Raw genomic sequence first — 21,434 nt, 5'->3', positions numbered from 1 at the left:
GGACCAGCCGCTCGCTCGAGACACGACTAGGGCATGTCCTCAACAAGCGATGGCCGCCTGATGTTCGGTCTGCCGCCTACGCCGAAGAGCGAATGGTCTCGCAGGTCGCAGATGGGCCAGTAGCGGGACCTGCCATAGATGGCCGCTACAAACCTAATCGGCGACCGCTGCTTCCTGAAAGTCTCCTTGCCTTTCGCCGGTGTCAGAGCGACGGGATATTCGGTACCGGCCAGGCGATACGCCGTGATGTCGATGGAATAACTTCGAGAACGCCGCCGCTGTCTCGTAACCAACTCTGCTGGCAATTCGCGCGATGGGCTCATCGCTGGCTTCCAGCAGGAACGCCGCTTCCGCCATGCGGCGTTCGACCACATAACGGTGCATGGACTGGCCGACGAGCTTGGTAAAGCGCGCCGAAAACACCGAGCGGCCGAGCCCCACGCGGTGGCCAAGGTCGCTCAGGGTCCAGGGCTTCTCCGGGTTTTCGTGGATCAGCTTGAGTGCCGGTCCGATATGTGGGTCAGATATGGCACCGAGCCAGCCGCCTTGTCCGGGACTGAGAGACGCGATCCAACTTCGGAGCACCTCGACAAAGAGCACTTCCGTCAGTCGTGAGAGCGCGACGCGTTGACCGGGACGCTCAAGCGCGGACTCGCTGACCATGCGGCGCAGGATCGCTTCAAGCCAACCTCCGTCCGTTGTCGGCTTCAGCAGGAGCACGGGCGGCAGTAGCTCCAGCACACTGCCAAACAGCGGCCGTGACACTGTGAAATTGCCGCAGATCATCGTCGAGAGTGGCTTTGCTCGGCTGCCGTGGCGGATGACGCCAAACCGCGACGACGCTCGATCGATATCTATGATCCGCAGAGGCTTGGCCCGGCGATCCGAATAAAAGACATGGGGCTCGCCGCGTGTGATGACGACAAAATCGCCCTCGCTCATCTGGATTTCCGGACCCTGGCCGAGCGCCAGGGTCGCAGAGCCCTCGCTGAGATAGTGAAACAGGGCGTAGGGGCGCGCCGGCAACTCAAGATGCCAGGGATGGCCGAGCTCGAAGTGAAAGAGCAGCGTGCCGCCGAGGCGAACACGATCGAGCACTTGGGCGAGGATGTCCATGTCGCCAAAGCTAGACCAGTGGACGATCCGACACAACATCCGGACGATTGATCTCTATCGTCCGAACTGTCCGCGAACTAGGTCATGCCGCGGGCCGACGTCACGTACGGCAACCATCTTGCCGATGGCAGATGCAAGAACCGCGACCTTGCTGGAAACGCCTGTCCATTCCGCCGGACCGAGTTCGTCCGACATGCCAACAGGAATTATCAATGCGAAATATCCTCCTCTCAGTCGCCACCGTCCTTCTGGCCGGAACGGCCTTGGCTGGCTCCGTCCATTCCGCAGAACTCCCGAAGGGAGCAGCCCACAACATCGTGCTCGTGCACGGCGCTTTCGTGGACCAGACGAGCTGGCAGCCCGTTGCCAATATTCTCACGAAGAAGGGCTACAACGTTACGCTCGTGGAAAATCCGCTCACTTCGCTCGCCGCCGACGTCGATGCCACCAAACAGGCGCTCGCGAAGCAGGACGGCAGGACCGTATTGGTTGGCCACTCCTGGGGCGGCGTAGTGATCACGCAGGCCGGCAACGATCCCAAGGTTTCGGCGCTGGTCTATGTTTCGGCCTTCGCGCCAGAGGTCGGTGAATCCCTGGCGTCGCTGGCAAAGGCCGGTCCGCCGACCGAAGGCGGCAAAGCGATCCATCCCGACGCAAAGGGCAATTTGTACATCGATCCCAAGGTGTTTCCGTCAGCCGTCGCGGCTGACCTTCCTCCGGAAATCGCTGAGCACCTCGCCAACTCGCAGCTTCCGTTGAATCACGTTGCCTTCGAAGCCCCCGTCGACATTGCGGCCTGGCATGACAAGCCGACGTTCTATGTCATCAGCACGAAGGACAAGGTCCTCGCGCCGGAGGCGCAGAAGTCGTTCGCAGCCAGGATCAAGGCTCAGACGACGGAAGTCGCCGGTAGCCATGCCTCGCTCGTCGTCCATGCGAAGCAAGTCGCCGAGGCAATCGAAAAGGCCGCACTCGCTAAGTAACGGTACCGCTCCCGGTCCTTTCGCGCCGGGAGCGCGCCCGCTCGCTCAGAGAATGCAGAACGCGGACCGCGATGGCGAACCAGACAAAGCCGCGGAAGGGCCAGCGACATCCAAGGTCTCGATCGCGCGGCTAGGCCAATCCCCACTCGACTATTTACATCCGGAGGATGACATGACTCAACTCGACATCGCGAGCCACGACGCGGCCACGCTCGAAACGGCACCGACCCGTTACGTCGAAGGCCACGGAATCCGCTTCGCCTATCGTCGCCTCGGCCCCGCGACCGGAACGCCGCTAGTTCTCCTGCAGCACTTCTCCGGCAACATTGATGCGTGGGATCCCGCCGTCGTCAACGGTCTTGCCGCCGATCGCCCCGTCATCGCATTCGACAATGCTGGGGTCGGTCGCTCGACCGGCCAAACGCCTGACAATATCGCTGCGATGGCGAGGGATGCATTCGCCTTCATCAATCTCCTCAGCCTTTCTGAGGTTGACCTGCTGGGCTTTTCTCTCGGCGGCTGCGTCGCCCAACAGATCGCAGCTGAGCACGAAAGGCTGGTCCGGAAACTCATCCTCGTCGGCACCGCGCCAAGAGGCGGAGAGGAACACCTGTTAGCGGTTCTGCAGGAGGCGTTTTCCCAAACCGATGCGCCGGATCCCCGTCTACCGCTGTTCTTCACGAAGTCGTCCGCCAGCCGGTCGTCAGGCTTGGCCTTCCTGAAGCGGACGAAGTTGCGCAAGGACGATCGGGACACCGATAACGGCAACGCGGTTACCGATCCGCAGGCCAAGGCTCTGATCACCTGGTGCGCCACACCTGATCCCGAGCACGCCATTCTACGCGCCATCCGGCAGCCCGCTCTTGTGGTCAGCGGCAGCCACGACACCATGCTGCCCGCGAACAACGCCTACGCAATGTTCAAGGAACTCGGCAACGCTCAGTTGGTCCTCTATCCCGATTCAGGGCACGGTGCCCTGTTTCAGTATCCCGACATGTTCGTCAGCCACGTCAGGACCTTCCTGGAAGCACATCCCGCGGCTGCATGATCTCGCCGCGTTCCGACGCACCATCGGACGCACCTCATCAATGATAGTTGTCACGGAGGACAAAATGACAATCGCTAAAGTCGAGGTGGAACGTTTCAGCCTCACGAGCGCAAAGCCATTCGAGGCTGTTGTCGCCACCCTCAAGTCCGCGATCGGTCAACCTGACATGGTCAACTTTTTCAAAGAGACGAGGGCTACAAACTCCTTCCCGGATCTGGAGCGCGTCGTACAACGCGGCCTCGGCCGGACCGACCTTATGCTCTTCGCGGAATTCGACTTGGGCGACATTCTGCGTCGCGAAACTGGATCCAGGACGCCCAAGATCAAACGGTTCGTGGTAGGCAATCCACTCATCATGAAAGAAATGGTCAAGCACGTGCCCGATGCTGGATCTTATGCTCCAGTCACAGTACTCGTCGATGAGCGTCCCGATGGCGTGCACGTCTCTTACGATAAAATGGAGAGTTATCTACTGCATTATGGCAGCTCGAAAGCACTTGCCGTCGCCCGAGATCTCGATACGAAAATCACAACCTTGCTACGCGAGTGTGCAGGCTAAAACGCTCTGATGAAATCTTCGGCCGATGGAGTGGGTAACTCATATCAATCGCGGAACGCGACAGGCGTTATCATGACGCGAGCCAGACGTCGAAAGGGAATGCCCGCATGTACAAGACACTTGTTGTCACTGTCACTGCCTCGGTTCTTTCCGCCGGGGCTGTCGCGTCTGATTCCGCTATCAGGAAAGAGCCGCTGGATGCTGCGACCCTTAGCGCGATCAAATCGAAGTTCGGCAGGCTGATGGAATTGGCCAACAAGCACGATTTCAAGGCTCTCCATGAGATGTTCTGGCAATCGCCCTCCACACTATTGGTAGCTAAGAGCGCGATCCAGTCTGAGGGGAACTGGGCCGGCTTTTGGGGCAACGAGGCGATTGATCAGAAGCTTCACGATATCGGCAGCTCCGGTCCGGTCGTGCTTGAGCCGGATTACTCCAAGCTCAAGGTTGTCGGTCTGACCCGTGACGTCGCCGAGTCTTATGTGCCGATGAACATCACGGTCTCTTATGCGGGGCAGGACGGAACAGCCAAGCCGTTTCTAATGATTATCAATTGGCTTCGCGTCGAGAAAGATTGGAAGATCGCTTCCGAAATCATTCTGCCGGTGCCGCCCGTACCGACCGCGAAGGACTAGGCGCAAGGCTTCGACTGTTCGGCGGCGACGCCTCCGGCGGCAGGTCCGCTCGGGTCAATCGAGTCGGTTTGGCCCGGTCAAAGTGGCGTTCGGTTTACACCTCACGACCGATTGAGCGGTCGGCCGGAATTTGTCGCGACGAGGCCGCTGGCGAAAGTATGCGACGGGTCGAATGCCGCAAACGACCTGATGAGTCCACGCATCCATCCGATCGGTCTCCGACTACGGGTCAACCTAACCGACCGCGAGGTCGGAGGGGAATTCCTGTATTGGCCCGTGGAGCCGGTCGGTCCCGATGAGGCCCGATCAGGGCTCGACGCGGACCACTTCGACGTGGTCCGACGCCAATCCCGTCCTGCGCCTGAGATCCGTGATCGCGCGCAGGAAACTGTCGGCCGGCGTCGTCTCCGGATCGATCAGCCGGTGCAGGCGAAAGCCGTCTTCCAGCGCGAGCACGACGGAGGCCATCCAGGGCGGGTTCAGATTGTCGTTGCGCCCGTTGCTCTTCAATGTCGCCTCGACGATGTCGGCGACCAGCTTGCGCCGCGCGCGCAGGCGCTTGGCAAGCTCCGGGCGACGCTTTTCGGCGCGTGCGACGAACAGGATCATCTCCATGTGGAGGAGGGGCGAGCGGCCGAGCGGATCCTGCCGGCTGCGATCCATCGTCTTCAGCGCCGCGATGAAATCGTCGAGATTGTCGTGCTGCGCGAGGATGTCCATGTTGCGCCGGATCGACTGCTCGACATGGTCCTCGAGCATGGCGATGATCAGTTCGTCCTTGCTCTTGAAGTTGGAATAGAACGCCCCGCGGGTATAACCTGCCGCCGCCGCGATCGCCTCGATGCTGGCGCCGCCGATGCCGTCCTGTTCGAACACGCGGGCGGCCGCCTCGAACAGCCTGTCGCGCGTGTCGTCCCTGGTCGGTCTCGTTCTCACCCTTGACATCGGCACAGGTTAGGGCAGACTGCAATTCAATACAACAATGTATCGAGTTTCAGGGATGGTTACGCTGCGCATGAGGGGCTGCCCGGCGTATTCGATTCATGCGGCAACCGGTCTGAGGTCACCATGAACGAGCACGTGCAAGGCGCCGGAGGCGGACCGCTGTTCAACCCGCTCTCGCCGGACTTCATCCGCGATCCCTATCCGCATTACGACCGGCTGCGCACCCTCGATCCCATCCATGTGACGCCGTTCGGCCAGTTCGTCACCAGCCGCCACGCTGACGTCAGCCTCGTGATGCGCGACAAGCGCTTCGGCAAGGATTTCGTCGAGCGCACCACGCGCCGCTACGGCCCCGAGATCATGAACGAGCCGGTGTTTCGCAGCATGAGCTACTGGATGCTGCAAGCCGATCCTCCCGACCACACCCGCCTGCGCGGCCTCGTGGTGAAGGCCTTCACTGCCCGCCGGGTCGAGGACATGCGGCCGCGAATCCAGCAGATCGTCGATGAGGCCATCGATGCCGTGATCGATCGCGGCCACATGGACCTGATCGAGGATTTCGCCTTCCGCCTGCCCGTCACCATCATCTGCGACATGCTCGGCATCCCCGAGGAGCACCGCGAAGTCTTCTACAAGAGCTCGCGCGACGGCGGGCGGCTGCTCGATCCCGTGCCCTTGTCTGCGGAGGAGATCAAACAGGGCAACGCTGGCAACCTGATGGCGCAGATGTATTTCCAGCAATTGTTCGAGCTGCGCCGCCGCACTCCCGGGGATGATCTCATCACCCAGCTCGTGCAGGCCGAGGAGGACGGCAACAAGCTCACCAACGAGGAACTGACCGCCAACATCATCCTCTTGTTCGGTGCAGGCCACGAGACCACGGTCAACCTGATCGGCAACGGCCTGCTCGCGCTCCACCGCAATCCGGATCAGCTGGCGCTGCTCAAGGCGCGGCCGGAGCTGATGGAGGGCGCGATCGAGGAATTCCTGCGCTACGATTCCTCGGTGCAGATGACCGGGCGCGTCGCGCTGGAGGATGTCGACCTCGGCGGCGCGAAGATTCCCAAGGGCGAGACCGTGCTGTGCCTGCTCGGCTCGGCCAACCGGGATCCCGCGGTCTATCCCGATCGGCCCGACCGGCTGGACGTCACCCGCCAGAACGTGAAGCCGCTGTCGTTCGGCGGCGGCATCCATTTCTGCCTGGGTGCCCAGCTGGCGCGCATCGAGGCCGAGATCGCCATCGCCACGCTGCTGCGGCGGCTGCCCGACTTGCGCATCGACGACGTCGAAAACCCGGAATGGCGGCCGACCTTCGTGCTGCGTGGCCTGAAGCGGTTGCCGGCGAGCTGGTGAGGCCTGCCGGCGTTAACCTCCGCGCGCAACAGTCGCTGTGACTTCGCCACACTTCCCTCTATATAAGGGGCTGTTCCGGCGCGCCTGAGGCCCTCAGGTTCGGCCCGGGCCGGTTTGGCCGAGGGGAGACCCGTGCAGACGACGCTGCTCGGATTGGCGATTGCCTTCATCATTGCGCTGCTGGCCGCGCTCATCGGGCCTTACTACGTCGACTGGAACCAGTTCAGGCCCCAGTTCGAGGCGGAGGCCGGCAAGATCATCGGCGTGCCGGTACGGGTCGCGGGCGAGCTCGACGCGCGGCTGCTGCCGGCGCCGACCCTGCGGCTCCGCGGCGTCACCTTTGGCGGCAACAACGATCTCGGCCGCCTGCGCGCCGACAAGCTCGACGTCGAGTTCAGCCTGGGCTCCCTGATGCGCGGCGAGTGGCGCGCCACGGAGCTTTCGGTGGGCGGCATGGCGGTCGATCTCGGCCTGGATGCGCGCGGGCGGGTCGATTTGCCGTCGAGCGCGAGCGGCACCTTCAACCTGGCATCCCTCGCCATCGAGCGGCTGAATCTCACCGGCCGCATCGCCCTGCATGACGCTGCCAGCCGCTCGACGCTCGAATTGAACGACATCGCCTTCTCCGGCGACGTGCGCTCGCTCGCGGGCTCGGTGCGGGGCGACGGCAGTTTCAGCGCTGCCGGGGTGCGCTACCCATTCCGCGTCTCCTCCGGCCCGAGCGCCGACGGCAGCGCGACCCGTCTCCACTTCAACATCGATCCCGGCGAGCGCGCCATCCTCGCCGATCTTGAAGGTGTGCTCGCCTTCGACAACCGCCAGCCGAAATTCGACGGCGCGCTGACGCTCGCCGTGCCCGCGACAAAGAAGGCGGGAGAGGCGGGGCCGACGCCCTGGAAGCTCGCGACCAGGCTCAAGGCCGATCCGGCCGGCGCGAAATTCGAGCAGATCGACGCGAGCTTCGGCACGGAGGACACCGCGCTGAAGCTCGGCGGCGTCGGCGATCTCAGGTTCGGTGCCTCGCCGCTGCTCCGCGCGGTGCTGTCGGCGCGGCAGGTCGATGCCGACAGGTTGACGGCCAGGGACGATGCCGATGCGCAGCGCGTCCTGCCGGCGCTGCGGGCGGGCCTTGCGGCGATCCCGCAGACGCCGATCCCGGCACAGATCGAGTTCAACGCCGATCAGATCATGCTCGGCGGCCGTCCGCTCCAGAACATCGCGGCCGAGCTTCAGACCGACGGACGCTCCTGGACCTTCCGGCGGTTCGAGCTGCGCGCGCCCGGCATGACGCAGCTCTCGCTCAATGGCGCGGCTCCCGGCGCCGACAGTTTCAGCGGCCGGCTCAGCGTCGAATCGTCCGACCCGGACACGCTGGTGGCCTGGCTCCAGGGTCGCAGCGAGATCAGCCGCCGCAGCACGCGGCCGCTGCGCCTCGCCGGCGACGTGACCATCGCCGCCAATCACCTCGCCATCGACAGGCTGAAGGCCGACATCGACGGCGGCGCCGTCGAAGGCCGCATCGCCTTCGTGCAGACCGGCGCGAGCAAGGGCTCGCGGATCGACGCGGAGCTCAAGGCCGACCGGCTCGACCTCGATGCCGCCGCGAGTTTCGTCCGCGCGCTTGCGGGGCCGCAGGGCGAGTGGCCGGACGAGGCGAAACTCTCGCTCGCTATCGGCCGCGCGATCTCCGCCGGACAGGAGCTGCGGCCGTTCGCAGCCAAGCTCGCCTACAGCCCCGCATCGCTGTCGTTGGAGCAATTGCGCTTCGGCCAGGCCAGCGGCGTGACCACGGAGGCGAGCGGCAGCTTCGACCGCACCAAAGCCACCGGCAAGCTCGCGCTGAAATCCTCGGCCAATTCGCTGCGTGAGCTCACCGCGCTGATCGAGCCGTTTGCGCCAGCGGTGCGCGCTCGCTTCGATGCCCTGCCGTCATCACCCGGCGCGACCCGTCTCAAGCTCGATCTCAGCCTCGACAGGAACACCGAGCATGCCGATCGCAGCAATGCCCGGATCGTGCTCGACCTCGACGCGCCGCAGCTCAAGGCGACCACGACCCTGGTCGCGCAGACGCCGGCGGCCGCCATCGGAGGGATCGACCTCGAAAGGTTGCGCAACAGCGACTTCACGCTGGACACCAAGGGCTCGGCATCGCAGGCCGGCGCGCTGCTGGCGCTGCTCGGGCTCGATCGCGTCGTGGCCGCGGGCGAGGGCGCCTCGCAATTCGAAGGCCGGCTGAGCGGCGCCTGGCGGCGACCGCTGCAATTGAACGCGAAGCTCAGCGGCGGCGGGCTCGATGCGGATGCGCAAGGCAGCGTCGAATTGTCGGAGCCGAAGGCCAGCGTGAACCTGCGCGTGCGCAACGTCAATCTGGCGCCGCTGCTCGGCACCGGGCCGGCCGACACATCGGCGCAGAATGTCAGCCTGTCTTCCCGCCTCACGCTGTCAGGCAATCGCCTGACCTTCGACGATCTCGACGGCAATGCCGCGGGCTCGCATCTGCGCGGGCATCTTTCGATGACGCTCGATCAGGAGAAAAGCGTCGACGGCGAGGTCGGCCTCGACTCGCTCGATCTTGCGCCGGCGCTCGCAATCGCGATCGGCGCGGCCGGACATGAGTCCGGCGAGCCGTTCAGTCCGGGACTCGTCGGCGGCTGGCGTGGCCGCATCGCCTTCCAGGCCTTGCGCGGGACGTTGCCGGGCGGCATCGAGCTGCGCCCCTTCGGCGGCACGATCCGGAGCGACGGGCAGTCGCTCGCGTTCGATGCGCTCAAGGGCGGCGTCGGTGGCGGCGAGATGTCCGCGAGCCTCGACGCGCTCAACGGCGCGAATGGTCTTGCGCTGAACGCGCGCATCGAGCTCGGCAATGTCGATGCGGCGACGCTGCGCTATCGTGACCTCGCGCTGTCCAAGGGGCGCGCCTCGGTGCAGATGGCGCTGACCAGCCAGGGCCGCAGCGTCGCGGCCCTCACCGGCGCGCTCGCCGGCAACGGCACGGTGACGCTCGAGTCCGCGGAAATCAGCGGCCTCAATCCGCGTGCGTTCGAGATCGCGATCCGCGCCAGCGACGGCGGCCAGGTCGCCGACGACAACCGTCTGCGGCAGCTCGTCGAGCCCGCGCTGTCGGCCGCTCCCATTACGATCGCCTCGGCACAGATCCCGTTCACGATCCGCGACGGCCGGCTGCGCGTCGGCGCGACGTCGCTGGAGGCCAAGAACGCCCGCGCCATCGTTTCCGGCGGCTACGACATTCCCGCCGACCAGGCCGACATCCGCGCCAGCCTGACGCCGATCATGACCGGCCTCTCCGGCGCCCCGCCGGAGATCCAGCTGTTCGCGGCAGGGCCCCCCGACAGGCTGAGCCGCACCATCGACCTCACGCCGCTGTCGTCATGGCTTGCGGTGCGCACGATCGATCGCGAGACGCGTCGGCTCGATGCCATCGAACGCGGCGAGCCCCCGCCGGCCACCGCTGCGCTGCCGACGCTGGTGTCTCCGGATGCAGCGCCTGAGCAGGCGCCGGCCCATGTGCCCCTGCCGGGTCAGGACCCGCGCCGCATGCCGGCAAGGCCCAAGGCGGAGTCGAGGCCCGCGCCGACGCCGCGGGCGCCGCAGGCCGCTCCCGCCGCGCCCAGCCCGCCGCTCGCAAGCCAGCAGGCCGCTCCGCTGCCGCCGCCGATCGAGGTGAAGCCGGCTCCGGGCCCGCCGCCCGCCAAGCCCAGGCCGAAGCCGCCGCTGGTGCTGACGCCGCAGAATCCGTAGCGCGCTTTTGGTTTGCCCGGACCGAGCCGCGGGCTCGCTCACCTCTCCCGCTTGCGGGAGAGGTCGCGCCGAAGGCGCGGGTGAGGGCTTTCTCCTCCAGGGGAAAGTCCCATTGCGGAGACACCCTCTCCCCGACCCTCTCCCGCAAGCGGGAGAGGGAGCGCACCTCCCGCGCAGCACCTTGCTCTTCCGTTAACGCGTCCCCTCGCATTTGAACGAATTTTCGTCGGCAAAACTGATTTGCCGATTTTACTGAATTCTCGCGTTTCATCTCTAGCGTCGGTTCCCAGAGGAATTCGGCGTCGCGCCAAGAGCGGCGGGACGGCTTGCCAAACGGCTACCAAGAACTGGGGTGATCGAGATGAACGGGGCGAAATCGCTTCTACAGGATCTGGACGACGCGATCGCGCGCGGCACCGACGAAAGCCGGGCGAAGGCGTTGTGGCATGCGACCGATATCCTGATCACGGGCCGCTACAGCGACGACGAGATCTCCACGTTCGGCGAGGTCATCGGTCGGCTCGCCGAGGAGATCGAGGTCGCCGCGCGGGCGCAGCTCTCGGAGCTGATGGCGGCCTGCGATCACGCGCCGCTCAACGTCATCGAAAAGCTCGCGCTCGATGACGAGATCGAGGTCGCCGGTCCCGTGCTGCGCGAATCCAATCGTCTCGACGAGAAGATGCTGGTCGAGAGCGCCCTGACCAAGAGCCAGTCGCATCTGCTCGCGATCGCCCAGCGCAAGTCGATCGGCGAGGCCGTGACCGACGTGCTGGTCAAGCGCGGCAACCAGGAGGTCGTGACGTCGGTTGCCAGGAACGACGGCGCGCGCTTCTCCGGATCGGGCCTGTTGCACATGGTCCGCCGCGCCGAGGGCGACTCGATTCTCGCCGAACAGCTTGGCCTGCGCAAGGACGTGCCGCGCCACATCTTCCAGCAGCTCATCTCGAAGGCGTCGGAAGACGTCCGCCGCCGCCTCGAGACCGAGAGGCCCGAGATGATGGCGCAGATCCAGAGCTCGGTGACCGAGCTCACCGGCGATCTCCAGTCCAAGTTCGGCCCGTCCTCGCGCAGCTATTTCGTCGCCAAGCGCGTGGTCACGACGCAGTATCGGCAGGGCAACCTCAATCAGGACTCCATCTCGAACTATGCGCGCCAGCACCGCTTCGACGAGGTGCAGATCGGCCTGTCGCTGCTCTCGTCGCTGCCCGTGGACGTGATCGAGCGCGCGCTGATGGACCGCAACCGCGAGATGATCCTGGTCTTGTGCAAGGCGCTCGACTTCTCCTGGGACACGACGATGTCGCTCCTGTTCCTCGGTGCCAAGGATCACCTGATCACGGCGCGCGAGCTCCAGGACAACGAGCGCGAGTACGGCCGGCTCAAGATCGAGACCTCGCGCAGCATCTTGAAGTTCTACCAGTCGCGCAAGAATGGCGCGGGTGCCGAGACCGTTACGGGCCGTCAGCCCGAGTTCCAGGTCCACTAAAGCATGATCCGGAAAAGTGCGCAGCGGTTTTCCGAAAAGATCATGCTTAAACAACAACCTGAAGCGCGATGATTCATCCTGGTCGCATCGCGCTTTAGTCGGGTGCACTGAGCATCATCCCGGAATTCGAAGGGGAGTATTTGCAATGTTGCCTCAATTCGGAACCGCCGTTCGCAAGAAAAACCTCGGCAATGCCGTCACCGCCGATCTCGGCGGCGGAGCACCGGACAAGGCGTCGGTGGACGCCGCCTGGCTCGTGCTGGAAGCCGCCAACGATCTCGGCGACCACGCCGCCGTCGATGCCTGCCGTCGCGTCATCGACGCGGAGTTGAACGGCGCGGTCGCGGGCAGCTCGGATGTCGATCTCGTGCTGGGGTATTTCCGGTAGGCGTCGGTCAATCCTGCCTGACGCACCGAACCTCAAGAGTTCAGGAAAGAGCCGGAGCGTTTGGATTGCGTATCAATTTGAAGGGTCGACTTCGCGGCATTCAGCGCCGCGGCCAGCTCGTCGATGTGATACGGCTTGGCTAATATCTGGATACCCGCCGTTTCGGCTTCATGGATCGCGGCCTCGGCGTATCCGCTGGTCAGCAGTACGGGTATGTCGCTGCGCCGTCTCCTGATCTCCCGCGCGAGTTCCACGCCATTCATGCCGCCCGGCATCATGATGTCCGAAAAGACGAGATCGACAGAACGACCATCGGCCAGAGCACCGAGAGCAGCTGCAGCGCTGGCGGCCCGCGTGACTTCGTAGCCGAGCTGACCAAGCATCTCACCAACGAGTGCGGCCACCTCGTCGTCATCTTCGACCAGCAGGATTTGGCCCTGGCCGTTCTTCTTCGGCCGTACCGCCCTGTTGAAATCGATCAAGTGTCGTTGCTTGGAAGCGGGATTCAACGAGCGGGGCATGTAGAGCTCGATGCGGGTGCCCCGACCGACTTGAGATTTGATGCGGACTGTCCCGCGTGACTGGGTCGCAAACCCGTGGACCTGCGCGAGCCCCAGTCCGGACCCCTTGCCGACGTCCTTGGTCGTGAAGAACGGCTCGAAGACCCGCGACAGGATCTCCGGAGGCATGCCGACGCCCGTATCGATGACCGACAGTCGTACATAGTCGCCGGCGATCTCCCCGTCATTCAGATCAGGCAGATTCTCGGCGCGGACGACGATGGTGCCGCCGTTGGGCATCGCATCCCGGGCATTGACGGCCAGATTGAGAATGACCAGCTCGAGCTCGCCGGGATCGACCTCCACCGGCCAAAGAGCATCCGGGAAGTCGAATTCGACGTGGACGTCGCCTCGCAGGCTTCGATCGAGCAGCTCGCGCATACCGCCGATCTGCATGGCGACGTCGACGGCTTCGGGGCGCAGCCTCTGCCGGCGTGAGAATGCCAGCAGCTGCTTGGTCAGGCTGGCGCCGCGCTGCGCGGCCTGGACCATCCCGTCCATCAGGCGCCGGCGCCGGTTTGGATCCGTCTGGCGGTCGAGCATGTCGAGGCCGCCGGAAATCACCATCAGCAGATTGTTGAAGTCGTGCGCGACCCCGCCGGTGAGCTGGCCGATGGCTTCGATTTTCTGCGCCTGGCGAAGCGTCTCCTCGACGCGAGCGCGCTCGTTCATTTCGAGACGCAGTTGCTCGTTGGCCTCCTTCAGCTCTCGCGTGCGCTCGACCACCAGTTTTTCGAGCTCCTGCGCAGTCTGCTCGCGCGCTGCGATCAGGGCCCGGATCTCATATTGACGCCGCCGCGCCCGCATCGCCGATTGAACCGCGCTGGTCAGCGTGATCGGCTGGACCGGTCGTTCGAGCAGCGAAACGTTGCGAAGCAGGGCGACGATGTCGCGGCGCCAGGCGACGACCGCGGGCTGCTCTCGATGGCTGGTGAGAACGACAAAGGGGAGGTCGGACCATGGCGGTTGGCTCGCGATCCATTCAGCGAGCGGCGCCGTGTCTTTCCCGAATAGTCCTTCCTCGGCAAGAAAGACCGCGCCCACGCCGGCACTCATCTCGCTGACGAGTTCGGGCAGACTTCGGCAGTTGACCGCTTCGAGGCTCGCACCGCGGAAAAGCTCGGCCGACGCCGGGCCGTCGCGGCCGATCGGAGCGAAAATGAGAACACGGTGACCGCGGTCGGCGCTCATCAGGCCGATCCTTCGGGGATGTCCGTGCCGGTATAACGCGGATTGCCCGAAAAGATGCCCATGAAGTTCGTGAGGGGCGGGCCGAGCTTGACACCGGTGCTGCCGAGCCGAAATTCGCGGATGGTGTGCTCGTGGTTTCCGCTGCGCTTCTTGACGACAGACAAGGCGCGCCGCACCGATCCGCCGGACTCGAAATAGCGCAGCATGAGCACTGCGTCGCTCAAATAGCTGATGTCGAGCGGCGTATCCATCGGACCAACCAGCCCATGTTGAGCGAGGATCAGGATGGTGAGCACGCCCTGCTGCGCCAGGTAGGTCAGCAGTTCGTGCATTTGCAGGATGAGAAACCGCTCGTCCGGCATCGCGTTCAGGTAACCGTTGAGGCTGTCGATGATGACCACGCGGGCGTTGTCGATTTCCGCGCTCCGGCGCAGGGTTGCCGCGAACTCGCCCGGCGACAGCTCGGCTGGATCGATCTGTTGAAACCGAATAAGGCCGGACTCGACGTGCTTTTCGAGAGGCAGGCCAAGCGTCCGGGCACGAGCTTCCACGGTGCCACGACCTTCATCGAAGGCAAAAAACGCAGCGTGCTCGCCACGTTCCGCGGCCGCTATCGCATAAGTGAGCGCGAGCGAGGATTTGCCAACACCGGCAGCGCCGATGAACAGGGCGTTGGTGCCGCGCTCGAGCCCGCCTCCGAGGAGTTGGTCCAGCTCGGGATTGCCGCTGGGCGTGAACTCGCCGGGAAACGATTTGTGATGCTCGGCCGCCACGAGGCGCGGGAAGATCCGCAACCCGCCCTTTGCAATCGTAAAGTCGTGGAAGCCGCCGCGGAATCGAATGCCACGCATCTTGATCACGCGGATCCGTCGTCGCTCTGCCCCGTAATCGATCGCGAGCTGTTCGAGCATGACGACGCCGTGCGCAATCGAATGCAGTTGCAGATCGTCCTGGGAGGACGAGAGATCGTCGAGGAGCACGACGGTGCAATTGCGGTTGGTGAAGAAGTGCTTCAAGGCCAGCACCTGACGCCTGTAGCGAAGCGGGTTCTGGGCGAGCAGACGCAGCTCGGAGAGGCTGTCGAGCACCACGCGCGTGGGGTTGATCCGTTCGACTTCCTTGAAGATCAGACCCGTCGTTTCGCTCAATTCCATTTCGGCGGGATGGAAGACCGTGAGCTCCCGCTCCGGATCGAGCGTGGTCTCGGGCGGGACCAGCTCGAATATGTCCACCCCTTGCAGGGACCAGCCGTGCCGCTGCGCGACCACAGTCAGCTCCTGCTTGGTTTCGGACAGGGAAATATAGAGCACGCGTTCGCCATCACGCACGCCGCTGAGAAGGAATTGGAGCGCAATAGTGGTTTTGCCCGTGCCCGGCCGCCCCTCGTACAGATACATCCGATTGGCGTCGAAGCCGCCGCCCAGAATGTCATCCAGGCCGTCACTGCCGGTCGAAACTCTCGGTAAATCCTTGAGGGCGCTGTCTGGAGCGGCCCGGGATGGCCTAGTCATTGAACCCCTTACGCAGGTTTCGGAAGCACGCTGTTGCCCAAGCGTCTACAAGCTGGGCTGGACCAAGACAGGTCCGTACAAGGAACTCTTCAGCAGCGGCCGAGTTCCCGGCGAGCCGTGTCCTGCCGTTCAGAAGTAGGTGCGGATGACGCTCGTTCTGTCGGTTCAAAATTGAACACAAGCCGATCCGAACTTCAGCGCGCTCCAATCCGGTGATTGGGACATTCACAGCGGATGCGGTAGATCACCACGTCCTCGCCGTGGCGGTTCGTGCTCCGCTCGAGGAGGTAGTTCGAATTCTCCAGCACGCGGCGGGATGCACCGTTCTCGACATTCACGATGCCGATGACGGACGTTAGCGTGAGCTGTGTCAGTCCGATGCGCGTCATCGCCGTCGCGATCTCACCGGCAAGTCCCCGGCCCCAGAGACTGCGCGTGAACGCGTAGGCGATCTCGATCTCGTCGATGTCATCCACCAGGATGTGCCGGAGGCCCGCCCGTCCTGCGAACGCCCCGTCGCTCGTTCGCAGCGCCCACAGCCCAAAGCCATATCGGTCCCACTTCCGCATCGAGATGCAGCGCGACGAGGTCGGCGTGTTGACTGCTCACGGGATATGGTCGGGCAGCAGCTTGATCTGAATCAAGCACGCCGATGACAGCCGCACCAAAACGCATGGCAAAGGCTGGTGCCATCTTGGTGTGCGCAATGATCTCGACTTGGTACGTCACCTTTGAACTTCGAAAACGGGGTCTGCTCTTGAGAGCGCGGAGCCCGCGTGAGACGAAGACGTTTGCGACAGAGGCCGAGGCCAAGCTGTTCGCGCGCGCAAAGCTCGATGATGGCCTCGCTGTCTTCGCTGGCACGATCAATCCGCACCTTCCCCGGCGACTCATTCCAGCGTCCTGCATCGCCGCTTGGCTTGCCGAGGAAGAGGACGACGCCGCAGCGCCTCGAACGTCGGATGCCGATTAAGCACGTTACCATGCATAGCGATCGCCCTTGAGTGTTGCCATTTTGGTACGGGCCTGAAGTCCGCTCGCGCCTAAACTTTTGGATGTTCGCAGCACTTGTGCACGCCAGCCTGCATAAGAGCTCGTTTCAACGGAAGAATATACGAGCAAAGGGGATGAGACGATGAAGGGATTTTCAATAGCTGCGATCGGCTTCGCGGCGCTGAGCATGACGGCTCCGGCCATGGCAGCCGACATGGCCGTCAAAGCAATGCCGCCGCCGGCGCCGGTGGCGGCGGTCTACAACTGGAGCGGCTTCTACATTGGCGCCAACGGAGGCTGGGGGCAGAGCCATGGCTGCGTTGATTTCGTAACGCCCGCAGGGACAGTCGCAGGCGGTTGCGCCGATCGCTCCGGAGGCCTCGTGGGCGGACAGATCGGGTATCGCTGGCAAATCAATCAGTTTGTGCTCGGCCTGGAAGCGCAGGGCGATTGGGCCGAAATCAAGAACACGCGCGTCAGCCTGATCGATCCATTGATCTCGACCACAGGCAAGATCGACGCCATCGGGCTGTTCACGGCCCAACTCGGTTGGGCTTGGAACGCCTCGCTATTCTACGTGAAGGGCGGCGCAGCCGTGACGCGCAATCGCTTCGATGTATTCAACAACGTCACCGGGGTCGGCCTGGCCTCGGCAGGCCACACGCGCTGGGGCGGCGCTCTGGGTGTCGGCTGGGAATACAGCTTCACGCCGAACTGGTCGTTCGGCATCGAGTATGACCATCTCTGGATGGGTCGTGACAATTTCGGCTACGCAGGCGTGGTCACGCCCGGAGGGTTCATCCTCACCGGTAGCGGGGTCAGCCAGGATGTGGACCTGGTCACGCTTCGGTTGAACTACCGCTTCGGCGGATACGGGGCGCCGGTCGCGGCTCGCTATTGACCTCAAGTCTTCCCGGTGAACTCAGGCCCCGGCATCGACCGGGGCCTTTTTCACGGGCCGCCGAACATACGCGAGGGATGTCCGGCGCGTTCAACGCCAATTCTGCCGGTCGAGGTCGGCGAGTTGCCTTCTGTCCATGATGACGATGTGACGTTGGTTGTTGTCGATGAAGCGAAGGATGCCGAGCTTGCGCAAATACGACAGCGCCCGCGAGATGGTCTCGAGCGTCAGGCCGAGATAATCCGCGATGTCGCGCCGGGTCATCGGCAGCGCGAGAATGCCTGCCGCGGTGAGCCGCCTGTCCATTTCGATCAGGAAGGCGGCAACCCGCTCCATCGACGCGGATCAACGGGTCGCCAGAGTGGAGGCGAGTGACCGGTCTTGCGTTCTGGCGAGGCAAAGGGTCATTGGATCCTACGCACGGCAATCGACAAAATCAGGAGATGAGGATGACCCGCTTGCTTCTCCCAATTGTATCGGTTGGCTCAATTCTGGCGTCGATGGTGAGTGGCTCGAGATGGCCCAGTCATCCTCAAGATTGAACACAAGCAGGTCCGGACTTCAGCATGCTCCAATCCGGTGATTGGAACATTCACCGCCGGATACGGTAAATCACGACATCCTCGCCGTGGCGGTTCGTGCTCCGCTCGAGAAGGTAGTTCGATTTCTCCAGCACGCGGCGGGATGCACCGTTCCCGACATTCACGATGCCGATGACGGACGTTAGCGTGAGTTGTGACAGTCCGATGCGCGTCATCGCGGTCGCGATCTCACCGGCAAGTCCCCGGCCCCAGAGGTTGCGCGTGAACGCGTAGGCGATCTCGATCTCGTCGATGTCGTCCACCAGGATGTGCCGGAGGCCCGCCCGTCCTGCGAACGCCCCGTCGCTCGTTCGCAGCGCCCACAGCCCAAAGCCATACCAGTCCCAATGCGCCATGTTGACGTCGAGATATTCCTTCGTTGTCTCGGCCGAGCGCACGCCGCCGAGGTGACGGGACACCTCGGGATCGAGATGCAATGCGACGAGATCAGCAAGATCAGCCTCGCGCAGTCGTTCGGCGGTCAGTCGTTCGGTGACGAAGCGATCGATGGAGCCAGATGGACGCATTTCGAGAAGGTCGCCATGCCGTAGCGGGCCGATGATGCCATTATGCCGCTGTTTTGCCCGACGATGCAAGCGGACTTAGGATAATCCGTAAGTCATTGTTTTCACGGCTCCCGTCTACTGTGCATGGGGTTGTTTTCGCGTTTTTGATATGGCGAGGGCTATCCCGCCCCGAACGCGACAGCGACGTTGTACGTCACGAGGCTCGCCGCATAGGCCAGCACCAACATGTAGGCGAAGGTCACGGCCATCCAGGCCCAGCTTCCGGTCTCGCGCCGGATCACGGCCAGCGTCGAGGCGCATTGCGGGGCGAAGATGTACCAGGCCAGCAGCGACAGCGCGGTCGCCAGCGACCATTTCGTCGCCAGCACCTGGCCGATCTGCTCGGCCGCTTCCTTGCCGCCCTCGATCGCATAGACGGTGCCGAGGGCTGCGACCGCGACTTCGCGCGCCGCCATGCCCGGGATCAGGGCGACTGCGATCTGCCAGTTGAAGCCGACCGGCGAGAGCAGCGGTTCGAGCGCCTTGCCGATGATCGCGGCGAGACTGAAGTCGATGGCGGGTTCGGTGGCGCCCGCGGGCGGCTGCGGGAACGAGGCCAGGAACCAGATCAGCACCATCATCGAGAAGATCGTGGTGCCGGCGCGTTGCAGGAACATCTTGGCGCGGGTGTAGATGCCGATCGCGATCGATTTCAGCCGCGGCATCTTGTAGTCCGGCAGCTCCAGCATGAACGGCGCCGGCGCAAAGTCGCGCAGCATGAAGAATTTGATCAGGAACGAAACCAGCAGCGCACTGATGATGCCGGTCGCATAGAGGCCGAACATCACGAGGCCCTGGAGGTTGATGAAGCCCCAGACGTCCCTGGCCGGAATGAATGCCGAGATGATCAGCGTGTAGACCGGAATGCGCGCCGAGCAGGTCATCAGCGGCGCGATCAGGATCGTGGTCAGCCGGTCGCGCTTGTTGTCGATGACGCGCGTCGCCATGATGCCGGGAATGGCGCAGGCAAAGCTCGACAGCAGCGGAATGAAGGCGCGGCCGTGCAGGCCGGCGCCGCCCATGATGCGGTCCATCAGGAAGGCGGCGCGCGCCATGTAGCCGAAATCTTCCAGCAGCAGGATGAACAGGAAGATGATGATGATCTGCGGCAGGAACACGATCACGCTGCCGACGCCCGAGATCACGCCGTTCTGGAGGAAGCTCTGGAGCAGGCCGCCGGGCAGGGTGGCTTGGACGAACTCGCCCAGCGCGTCGAAGCCCGAATTGAGCAGGTCCATCAGCGGCTGCGCCCAGGCGAACACCGCCTGGAACATCACGAACAGGATCAGCGCGAGCACGATGAGGCCGCCGACCGGATGCAGCACCACGGCGTCGATCCGCGCGGTCCAGGTGTCGGGCCTGGCAGGCAGGCTGACGCAGTCGGCGATGATGCGGTCGGCCTCGCGCTGGGTGGCGCGCAATTCGCTGACGCTGAGCGCGCGCCAGCTGTTCTCCCGCGGCTCGGCGGCGAGCTTGGCCGAGATGTCGTCGGTCAGCTTGAGCAGATCGGCCGTGCCGCCCTTGCGCACCGCGATCGAGGTGACCACGGGCACGCCGAGCTCCTTGGCGAGCCGCTCCGCGTCGACGGTGATGCCGCGGCGGCTCGCGATGTCGAACATGTTGAGCACGAGGATCATCGGCCGTCCCGTGCGCTTGAGCTCGAGCAGCAGGCGGATGGTCAGGCGCAGATTGGTGGAATCGGCGACGCACAGCACGAGGTCGGGCACCGTCTCGCCGCTGGCCTTGCCGAGCACGAAGTCGCGGGTGATCTCCTCGTCCGGGCTGCGGCCGCGCAGCGAATAGGTGCCGGGCAGGTCGACCACCGAGACCTGGCGTCCCAAGGGGGTGACGAAGAAGCCCTCCTTGCGCTCGACGGTGACGCCGGGATAGTTCGCGACCTTCTGCCGGCTGCCGGTCAGGGCGTTGAACAGCGAGGTCTTGCCGCTGTTCGGCGTGCCCACCAGGGCGAGATGCAGCAGGGGTAGTTCCATGTGATCAGGGCCCGGATGAGGCGTCCCGTCGCTATCTAGGCGACGATGATGGCCATGGCTTCGCGACGGCGGACCGCGATGGTGATGCTGTCGACCCGTACGGCGATCGGATCGCGCCCGACCAGCCCCTCATGCAAGATCTCGACCCGGGCGCCCTCGACGAAGCCGAGTTCGATCAGGCGGCTTTCGAGCTCGACGTCCGAGAGCGCCGAGCCCGCCTGCTTGGCGGAAAGGTGCTGGATGACGCCGGTATAGCCACGCTGGGCCAGACCCAGCGGCATGTGCGGACGCGTGTCAGTGGTGTCGGTCATGCCCTGTATTTTCAACGCAAGGCATTGAGGTCAAGCGCGCACGCCCGCGGAAGCTGCACCTTAGAGTGATTTTAAAGTGTCGCAGCCGGGGTGCCGTCGTGGGCACCCCCGAAGGCTACTGGGCCGGGACCTTGTCCGGCTGGGCGGCCATGGCGCGGCTCTTGAAGTAGTCCAGGACGAAGAGGCGGATCGCCGACGACAGATTGCCTTGCTGGCGGTTGTTGTCGATCTCGCCGACCAGCTCGGACAACGTCATGTTGCGCAGGCCGGAGATCTCCTTCATGCCGTTCCAGAACGCCTCTTCCAAGCTGACGCTGGTCTTGTGGCCGGCGACGACGATTGACCGCTTCACGACGGGCGACTTCATGGCTGCTCCTCGTGATCGATCCGGTGCTGGTCCAGATGCTCCTTGGCCTGGTCCGCCCGCTTCTCCTCCGCCGAGCGTGCCGCCTTCGTGCGACCGAATTTCGCCCGGTTGGCGTCCGCCTGCTTCGCCGAGGCTTCCCGCTCGGCGCGCTTCCTGAATCGATTCAGGTTGATGACGTTCCCCATGCCGC

The 21,434-nt window shown here is 64.1% G+C and carries 20 protein-coding genes and 1 pseudogene; 9 read left to right on the top strand and 12 right to left on the bottom strand.

What is annotated here, in order from left to right:
- Positions 1-153 precede the first annotated feature (153 nt).
- Positions 154-1,116, bottom strand: a complete 963-nt coding sequence (locus ACM42_RS27765; RefSeq protein ID WP_271530841.1) for an AraC family transcriptional regulator — start codon at positions 1,114-1,116, stop codon at positions 154-156.
- A 212-nt stretch (positions 1,117-1,328) separates the two neighbouring features.
- Here ACM42_RS27765 and ACM42_RS27760 point away from each other — a divergent pair, with 212 nt between their 5' ends.
- From ACM42_RS27760 to ACM42_RS27745, 4 genes are all read left to right on the top strand, one after another.
- On the top strand, positions 1,329-2,099 hold the full coding sequence (locus ACM42_RS27760; RefSeq protein ID WP_271531173.1) for an alpha/beta fold hydrolase: 771 nt from the start codon (positions 1,329-1,331) through the stop codon (positions 2,097-2,099).
- Positions 2,100-2,271: 172 nt separating this feature from the next.
- Positions 2,272-3,147, top strand: a complete 876-nt coding sequence (locus ACM42_RS27755; protein WP_271530840.1) for an alpha/beta fold hydrolase — start codon at positions 2,272-2,274, stop codon at positions 3,145-3,147.
- A 64-nt stretch (positions 3,148-3,211) separates the two neighbouring features.
- On the top strand, positions 3,212-3,706 hold the full coding sequence (locus ACM42_RS27750; protein ID WP_028181672.1) for a DUF302 domain-containing protein: 495 nt from the start codon (positions 3,212-3,214) through the stop codon (positions 3,704-3,706).
- A 107-nt stretch (positions 3,707-3,813) separates the two neighbouring features.
- Complete coding sequence (locus ACM42_RS27745; RefSeq protein ID WP_271530838.1) at positions 3,814-4,341, top strand: hypothetical protein; 528 nt, start codon at positions 3,814-3,816, stop codon at positions 4,339-4,341.
- Between the two features lie 306 nt (positions 4,342-4,647).
- Here the strand turns inward: ACM42_RS27745 and ACM42_RS27740 are convergent, their stop codons facing one another.
- A complete protein-coding gene (locus ACM42_RS27740; protein ID WP_271530836.1) occupies positions 4,648-5,286 on the bottom strand; it encodes a TetR/AcrR family transcriptional regulator in 639 nt (212 codons plus the stop codon).
- A 123-nt stretch (positions 5,287-5,409) separates the two neighbouring features.
- Between ACM42_RS27740 and ACM42_RS27735 the strand changes: the two genes are divergently transcribed.
- The 4 genes from ACM42_RS27735 (at position 5,410) to ACM42_RS27720 (ending at position 12,272) form a co-directional block, all read left to right on the top strand.
- Positions 5,410-6,639, top strand: coding sequence for a cytochrome P450 (locus ACM42_RS27735; RefSeq protein WP_271530835.1), 1,230 nt, complete (start codon positions 5,410-5,412; stop codon positions 6,637-6,639).
- Between the two features lie 132 nt (positions 6,640-6,771).
- Entirely contained in the window at positions 6,772-10,398 is a 3,627-nt protein-coding gene (locus ACM42_RS27730; RefSeq protein ID WP_271530834.1) for an AsmA family protein, read from the top strand.
- A gap of 361 nt (positions 10,399-10,759) precedes the next feature.
- On the top strand, positions 10,760-11,884 hold the full coding sequence (locus ACM42_RS27725; RefSeq protein WP_197967870.1) for a DUF2336 domain-containing protein: 1,125 nt from the start codon (positions 10,760-10,762) through the stop codon (positions 11,882-11,884).
- A gap of 145 nt (positions 11,885-12,029) precedes the next feature.
- On the top strand, positions 12,030-12,272 hold the full coding sequence (locus ACM42_RS27720) for a hypothetical protein (RefSeq protein ID WP_271530833.1): 243 nt from the start codon (positions 12,030-12,032) through the stop codon (positions 12,270-12,272).
- A 32-nt stretch (positions 12,273-12,304) separates the two neighbouring features.
- Here the strand turns inward: ACM42_RS27720 and ACM42_RS27715 are convergent, their stop codons facing one another.
- The 4 genes from ACM42_RS27715 to ACM42_RS27695 form a co-directional block, all read right to left on the bottom strand.
- Positions 12,305-14,023, bottom strand: a complete 1,719-nt coding sequence (locus ACM42_RS27715) for an ATP-binding protein (RefSeq protein WP_271530832.1) — start codon at positions 14,021-14,023, stop codon at positions 12,305-12,307.
- Positions 14,023-15,534 (bottom strand): ATPase domain-containing protein, encoded by a 1,512-nt coding sequence (locus ACM42_RS27710; protein WP_271530831.1) that lies wholly within the window; start codon positions 15,532-15,534, stop codon positions 14,023-14,025. Before ACM42_RS27710 ends, ACM42_RS27715 begins: the two co-directional genes overlap by 1 nt.
- Before the next feature lie 194 nt (positions 15,535-15,728).
- Positions 15,729-16,109, bottom strand: a complete 381-nt coding sequence (locus tag ACM42_RS27705; RefSeq protein ID WP_271531172.1) for a GNAT family N-acetyltransferase — start codon at positions 16,107-16,109, stop codon at positions 15,729-15,731.
- Positions 16,110-16,512: 403 nt separating this feature from the next.
- Complete coding sequence (locus ACM42_RS27695; protein WP_271531184.1) at positions 16,513-16,716, bottom strand: hypothetical protein; 204 nt, start codon at positions 16,714-16,716, stop codon at positions 16,513-16,515.
- Between ACM42_RS27695 and ACM42_RS27690 the strand changes: the two genes are divergently transcribed.
- Positions 16,670-17,428: an outer membrane protein gene (locus ACM42_RS27690; protein WP_271530829.1), complete on the top strand. Its 759-nt coding sequence runs from the start codon at positions 16,670-16,672 to the stop codon at positions 17,426-17,428. The genes ACM42_RS27695 and ACM42_RS27690 overlap by 47 nt on opposite strands.
- A gap of 90 nt (positions 17,429-17,518) precedes the next feature.
- On the opposite strand, the pseudogene ACM42_RS27685 reads toward ACM42_RS27690, so the two are convergent.
- The 6 genes and pseudogenes from ACM42_RS27685 to ACM42_RS27660 all read right to left on the bottom strand — a co-directional run.
- Positions 17,519-17,767: pseudogene (locus tag ACM42_RS27685) on the bottom strand (helix-turn-helix domain-containing protein); the annotation flags it as partial.
- A gap of 253 nt (positions 17,768-18,020) precedes the next feature.
- On the bottom strand, positions 18,021-18,518 hold the full coding sequence (locus ACM42_RS27680; protein ID WP_271531171.1) for a GNAT family N-acetyltransferase: 498 nt from the start codon (positions 18,516-18,518) through the stop codon (positions 18,021-18,023).
- Positions 18,519-18,694: 176 nt separating this feature from the next.
- Complete coding sequence (gene feoB, locus ACM42_RS27675) at positions 18,695-20,566, bottom strand: ferrous iron transporter B (protein ID WP_271530828.1); 1,872 nt, start codon at positions 20,564-20,566, stop codon at positions 18,695-18,697.
- Positions 20,567-20,601: 35 nt separating this feature from the next.
- Complete coding sequence (locus ACM42_RS27670) at positions 20,602-20,877, bottom strand: FeoA family protein (protein ID WP_061879324.1); 276 nt, start codon at positions 20,875-20,877, stop codon at positions 20,602-20,604.
- Positions 20,878-20,992: 115 nt separating this feature from the next.
- Positions 20,993-21,244 (bottom strand): ribbon-helix-helix domain-containing protein, encoded by a 252-nt coding sequence (locus tag ACM42_RS27665; RefSeq protein WP_025038043.1) that lies wholly within the window; start codon positions 21,242-21,244, stop codon positions 20,993-20,995.
- Complete coding sequence (locus tag ACM42_RS27660; protein WP_028177109.1) at positions 21,241-21,429, bottom strand: DUF4169 family protein; 189 nt, start codon at positions 21,427-21,429, stop codon at positions 21,241-21,243. The genes ACM42_RS27665 and ACM42_RS27660 overlap by 4 nt, the downstream gene beginning before the upstream one ends.
- Positions 21,430-21,434: the final 5 nt, after the last annotated feature.

This window comes from Bradyrhizobium sp. CCBAU 25338 (genome assembly GCF_028128965.1).
GTDB lineage: Bacteria > Pseudomonadota > Alphaproteobacteria > Rhizobiales > Xanthobacteraceae > Bradyrhizobium > Bradyrhizobium liaoningense.
The sequence above is the reverse complement of the archived record's forward strand: the minus strand, read 5'-3'. Positions and strand labels throughout refer to the sequence as shown.

What these genes read in the sequence shown, in the direction of transcription:
- ACM42_RS27765 (WP_271530841.1), bottom strand. Translation starts at nt 1,116, where the DNA reads ATGGACATCCTCGCCCAAGTGCTCGATCGTGTTCGCCTCGGCGGCACG.
- ACM42_RS27760 (WP_271531173.1), top strand. Translation starts at nt 1,329, where the DNA reads ATGCGAAATATCCTCCTCTCAGTCGCCACCGTCCTTCTGGCCGGAACG.
- ACM42_RS27755 (WP_271530840.1), top strand. Translation starts at nt 2,272, where the DNA reads ATGACTCAACTCGACATCGCGAGCCACGACGCGGCCACGCTCGAAACG.
- ACM42_RS27750 (WP_028181672.1), top strand. Translation starts at nt 3,212, where the DNA reads ATGACAATCGCTAAAGTCGAGGTGGAACGTTTCAGCCTCACGAGCGCA.
- ACM42_RS27745 (WP_271530838.1), top strand. Translation starts at nt 3,814, where the DNA reads ATGTACAAGACACTTGTTGTCACTGTCACTGCCTCGGTTCTTTCCGCC.
- ACM42_RS27740 (WP_271530836.1), bottom strand. Translation starts at nt 5,286, where the DNA reads ATGTCAAGGGTGAGAACGAGACCGACCAGGGACGACACGCGCGACAGG.
- ACM42_RS27735 (WP_271530835.1), top strand. Translation starts at nt 5,410, where the DNA reads ATGAACGAGCACGTGCAAGGCGCCGGAGGCGGACCGCTGTTCAACCCG.
- ACM42_RS27725 (WP_197967870.1), top strand. Translation starts at nt 10,760, where the DNA reads ATGAACGGGGCGAAATCGCTTCTACAGGATCTGGACGACGCGATCGCG.
- ACM42_RS27720 (WP_271530833.1), top strand. Translation starts at nt 12,030, where the DNA reads ATGTTGCCTCAATTCGGAACCGCCGTTCGCAAGAAAAACCTCGGCAAT.
- ACM42_RS27715 (WP_271530832.1), bottom strand. Translation starts at nt 14,023, where the DNA reads ATGAGCGCCGACCGCGGTCACCGTGTTCTCATTTTCGCTCCGATCGGC.
- ACM42_RS27710 (WP_271530831.1), bottom strand. Translation starts at nt 15,534, where the DNA reads ATGACTAGGCCATCCCGGGCCGCTCCAGACAGCGCCCTCAAGGATTTA.
- ACM42_RS27690 (WP_271530829.1), top strand. Translation starts at nt 16,670, where the DNA reads ATGAAGGGATTTTCAATAGCTGCGATCGGCTTCGCGGCGCTGAGCATG.
- ACM42_RS27695 (WP_271531184.1), bottom strand. Translation starts at nt 16,716, where the DNA reads ATGCTCAGCGCCGCGAAGCCGATCGCAGCTATTGAAAATCCCTTCATC.
- feoB (WP_271530828.1), bottom strand. Translation starts at nt 20,566, where the DNA reads ATGGAACTACCCCTGCTGCATCTCGCCCTGGTGGGCACGCCGAACAGC.
- ACM42_RS27670 (WP_061879324.1), bottom strand. Translation starts at nt 20,877, where the DNA reads ATGACCGACACCACTGACACGCGTCCGCACATGCCGCTGGGTCTGGCC.
- ACM42_RS27665 (WP_025038043.1), bottom strand. Translation starts at nt 21,244, where the DNA reads ATGAAGTCGCCCGTCGTGAAGCGGTCAATCGTCGTCGCCGGCCACAAG.
- ACM42_RS27660 (WP_028177109.1), bottom strand. Translation starts at nt 21,429, where the DNA reads ATGGGGAACGTCATCAACCTGAATCGATTCAGGAAGCGCGCCGAGCGG.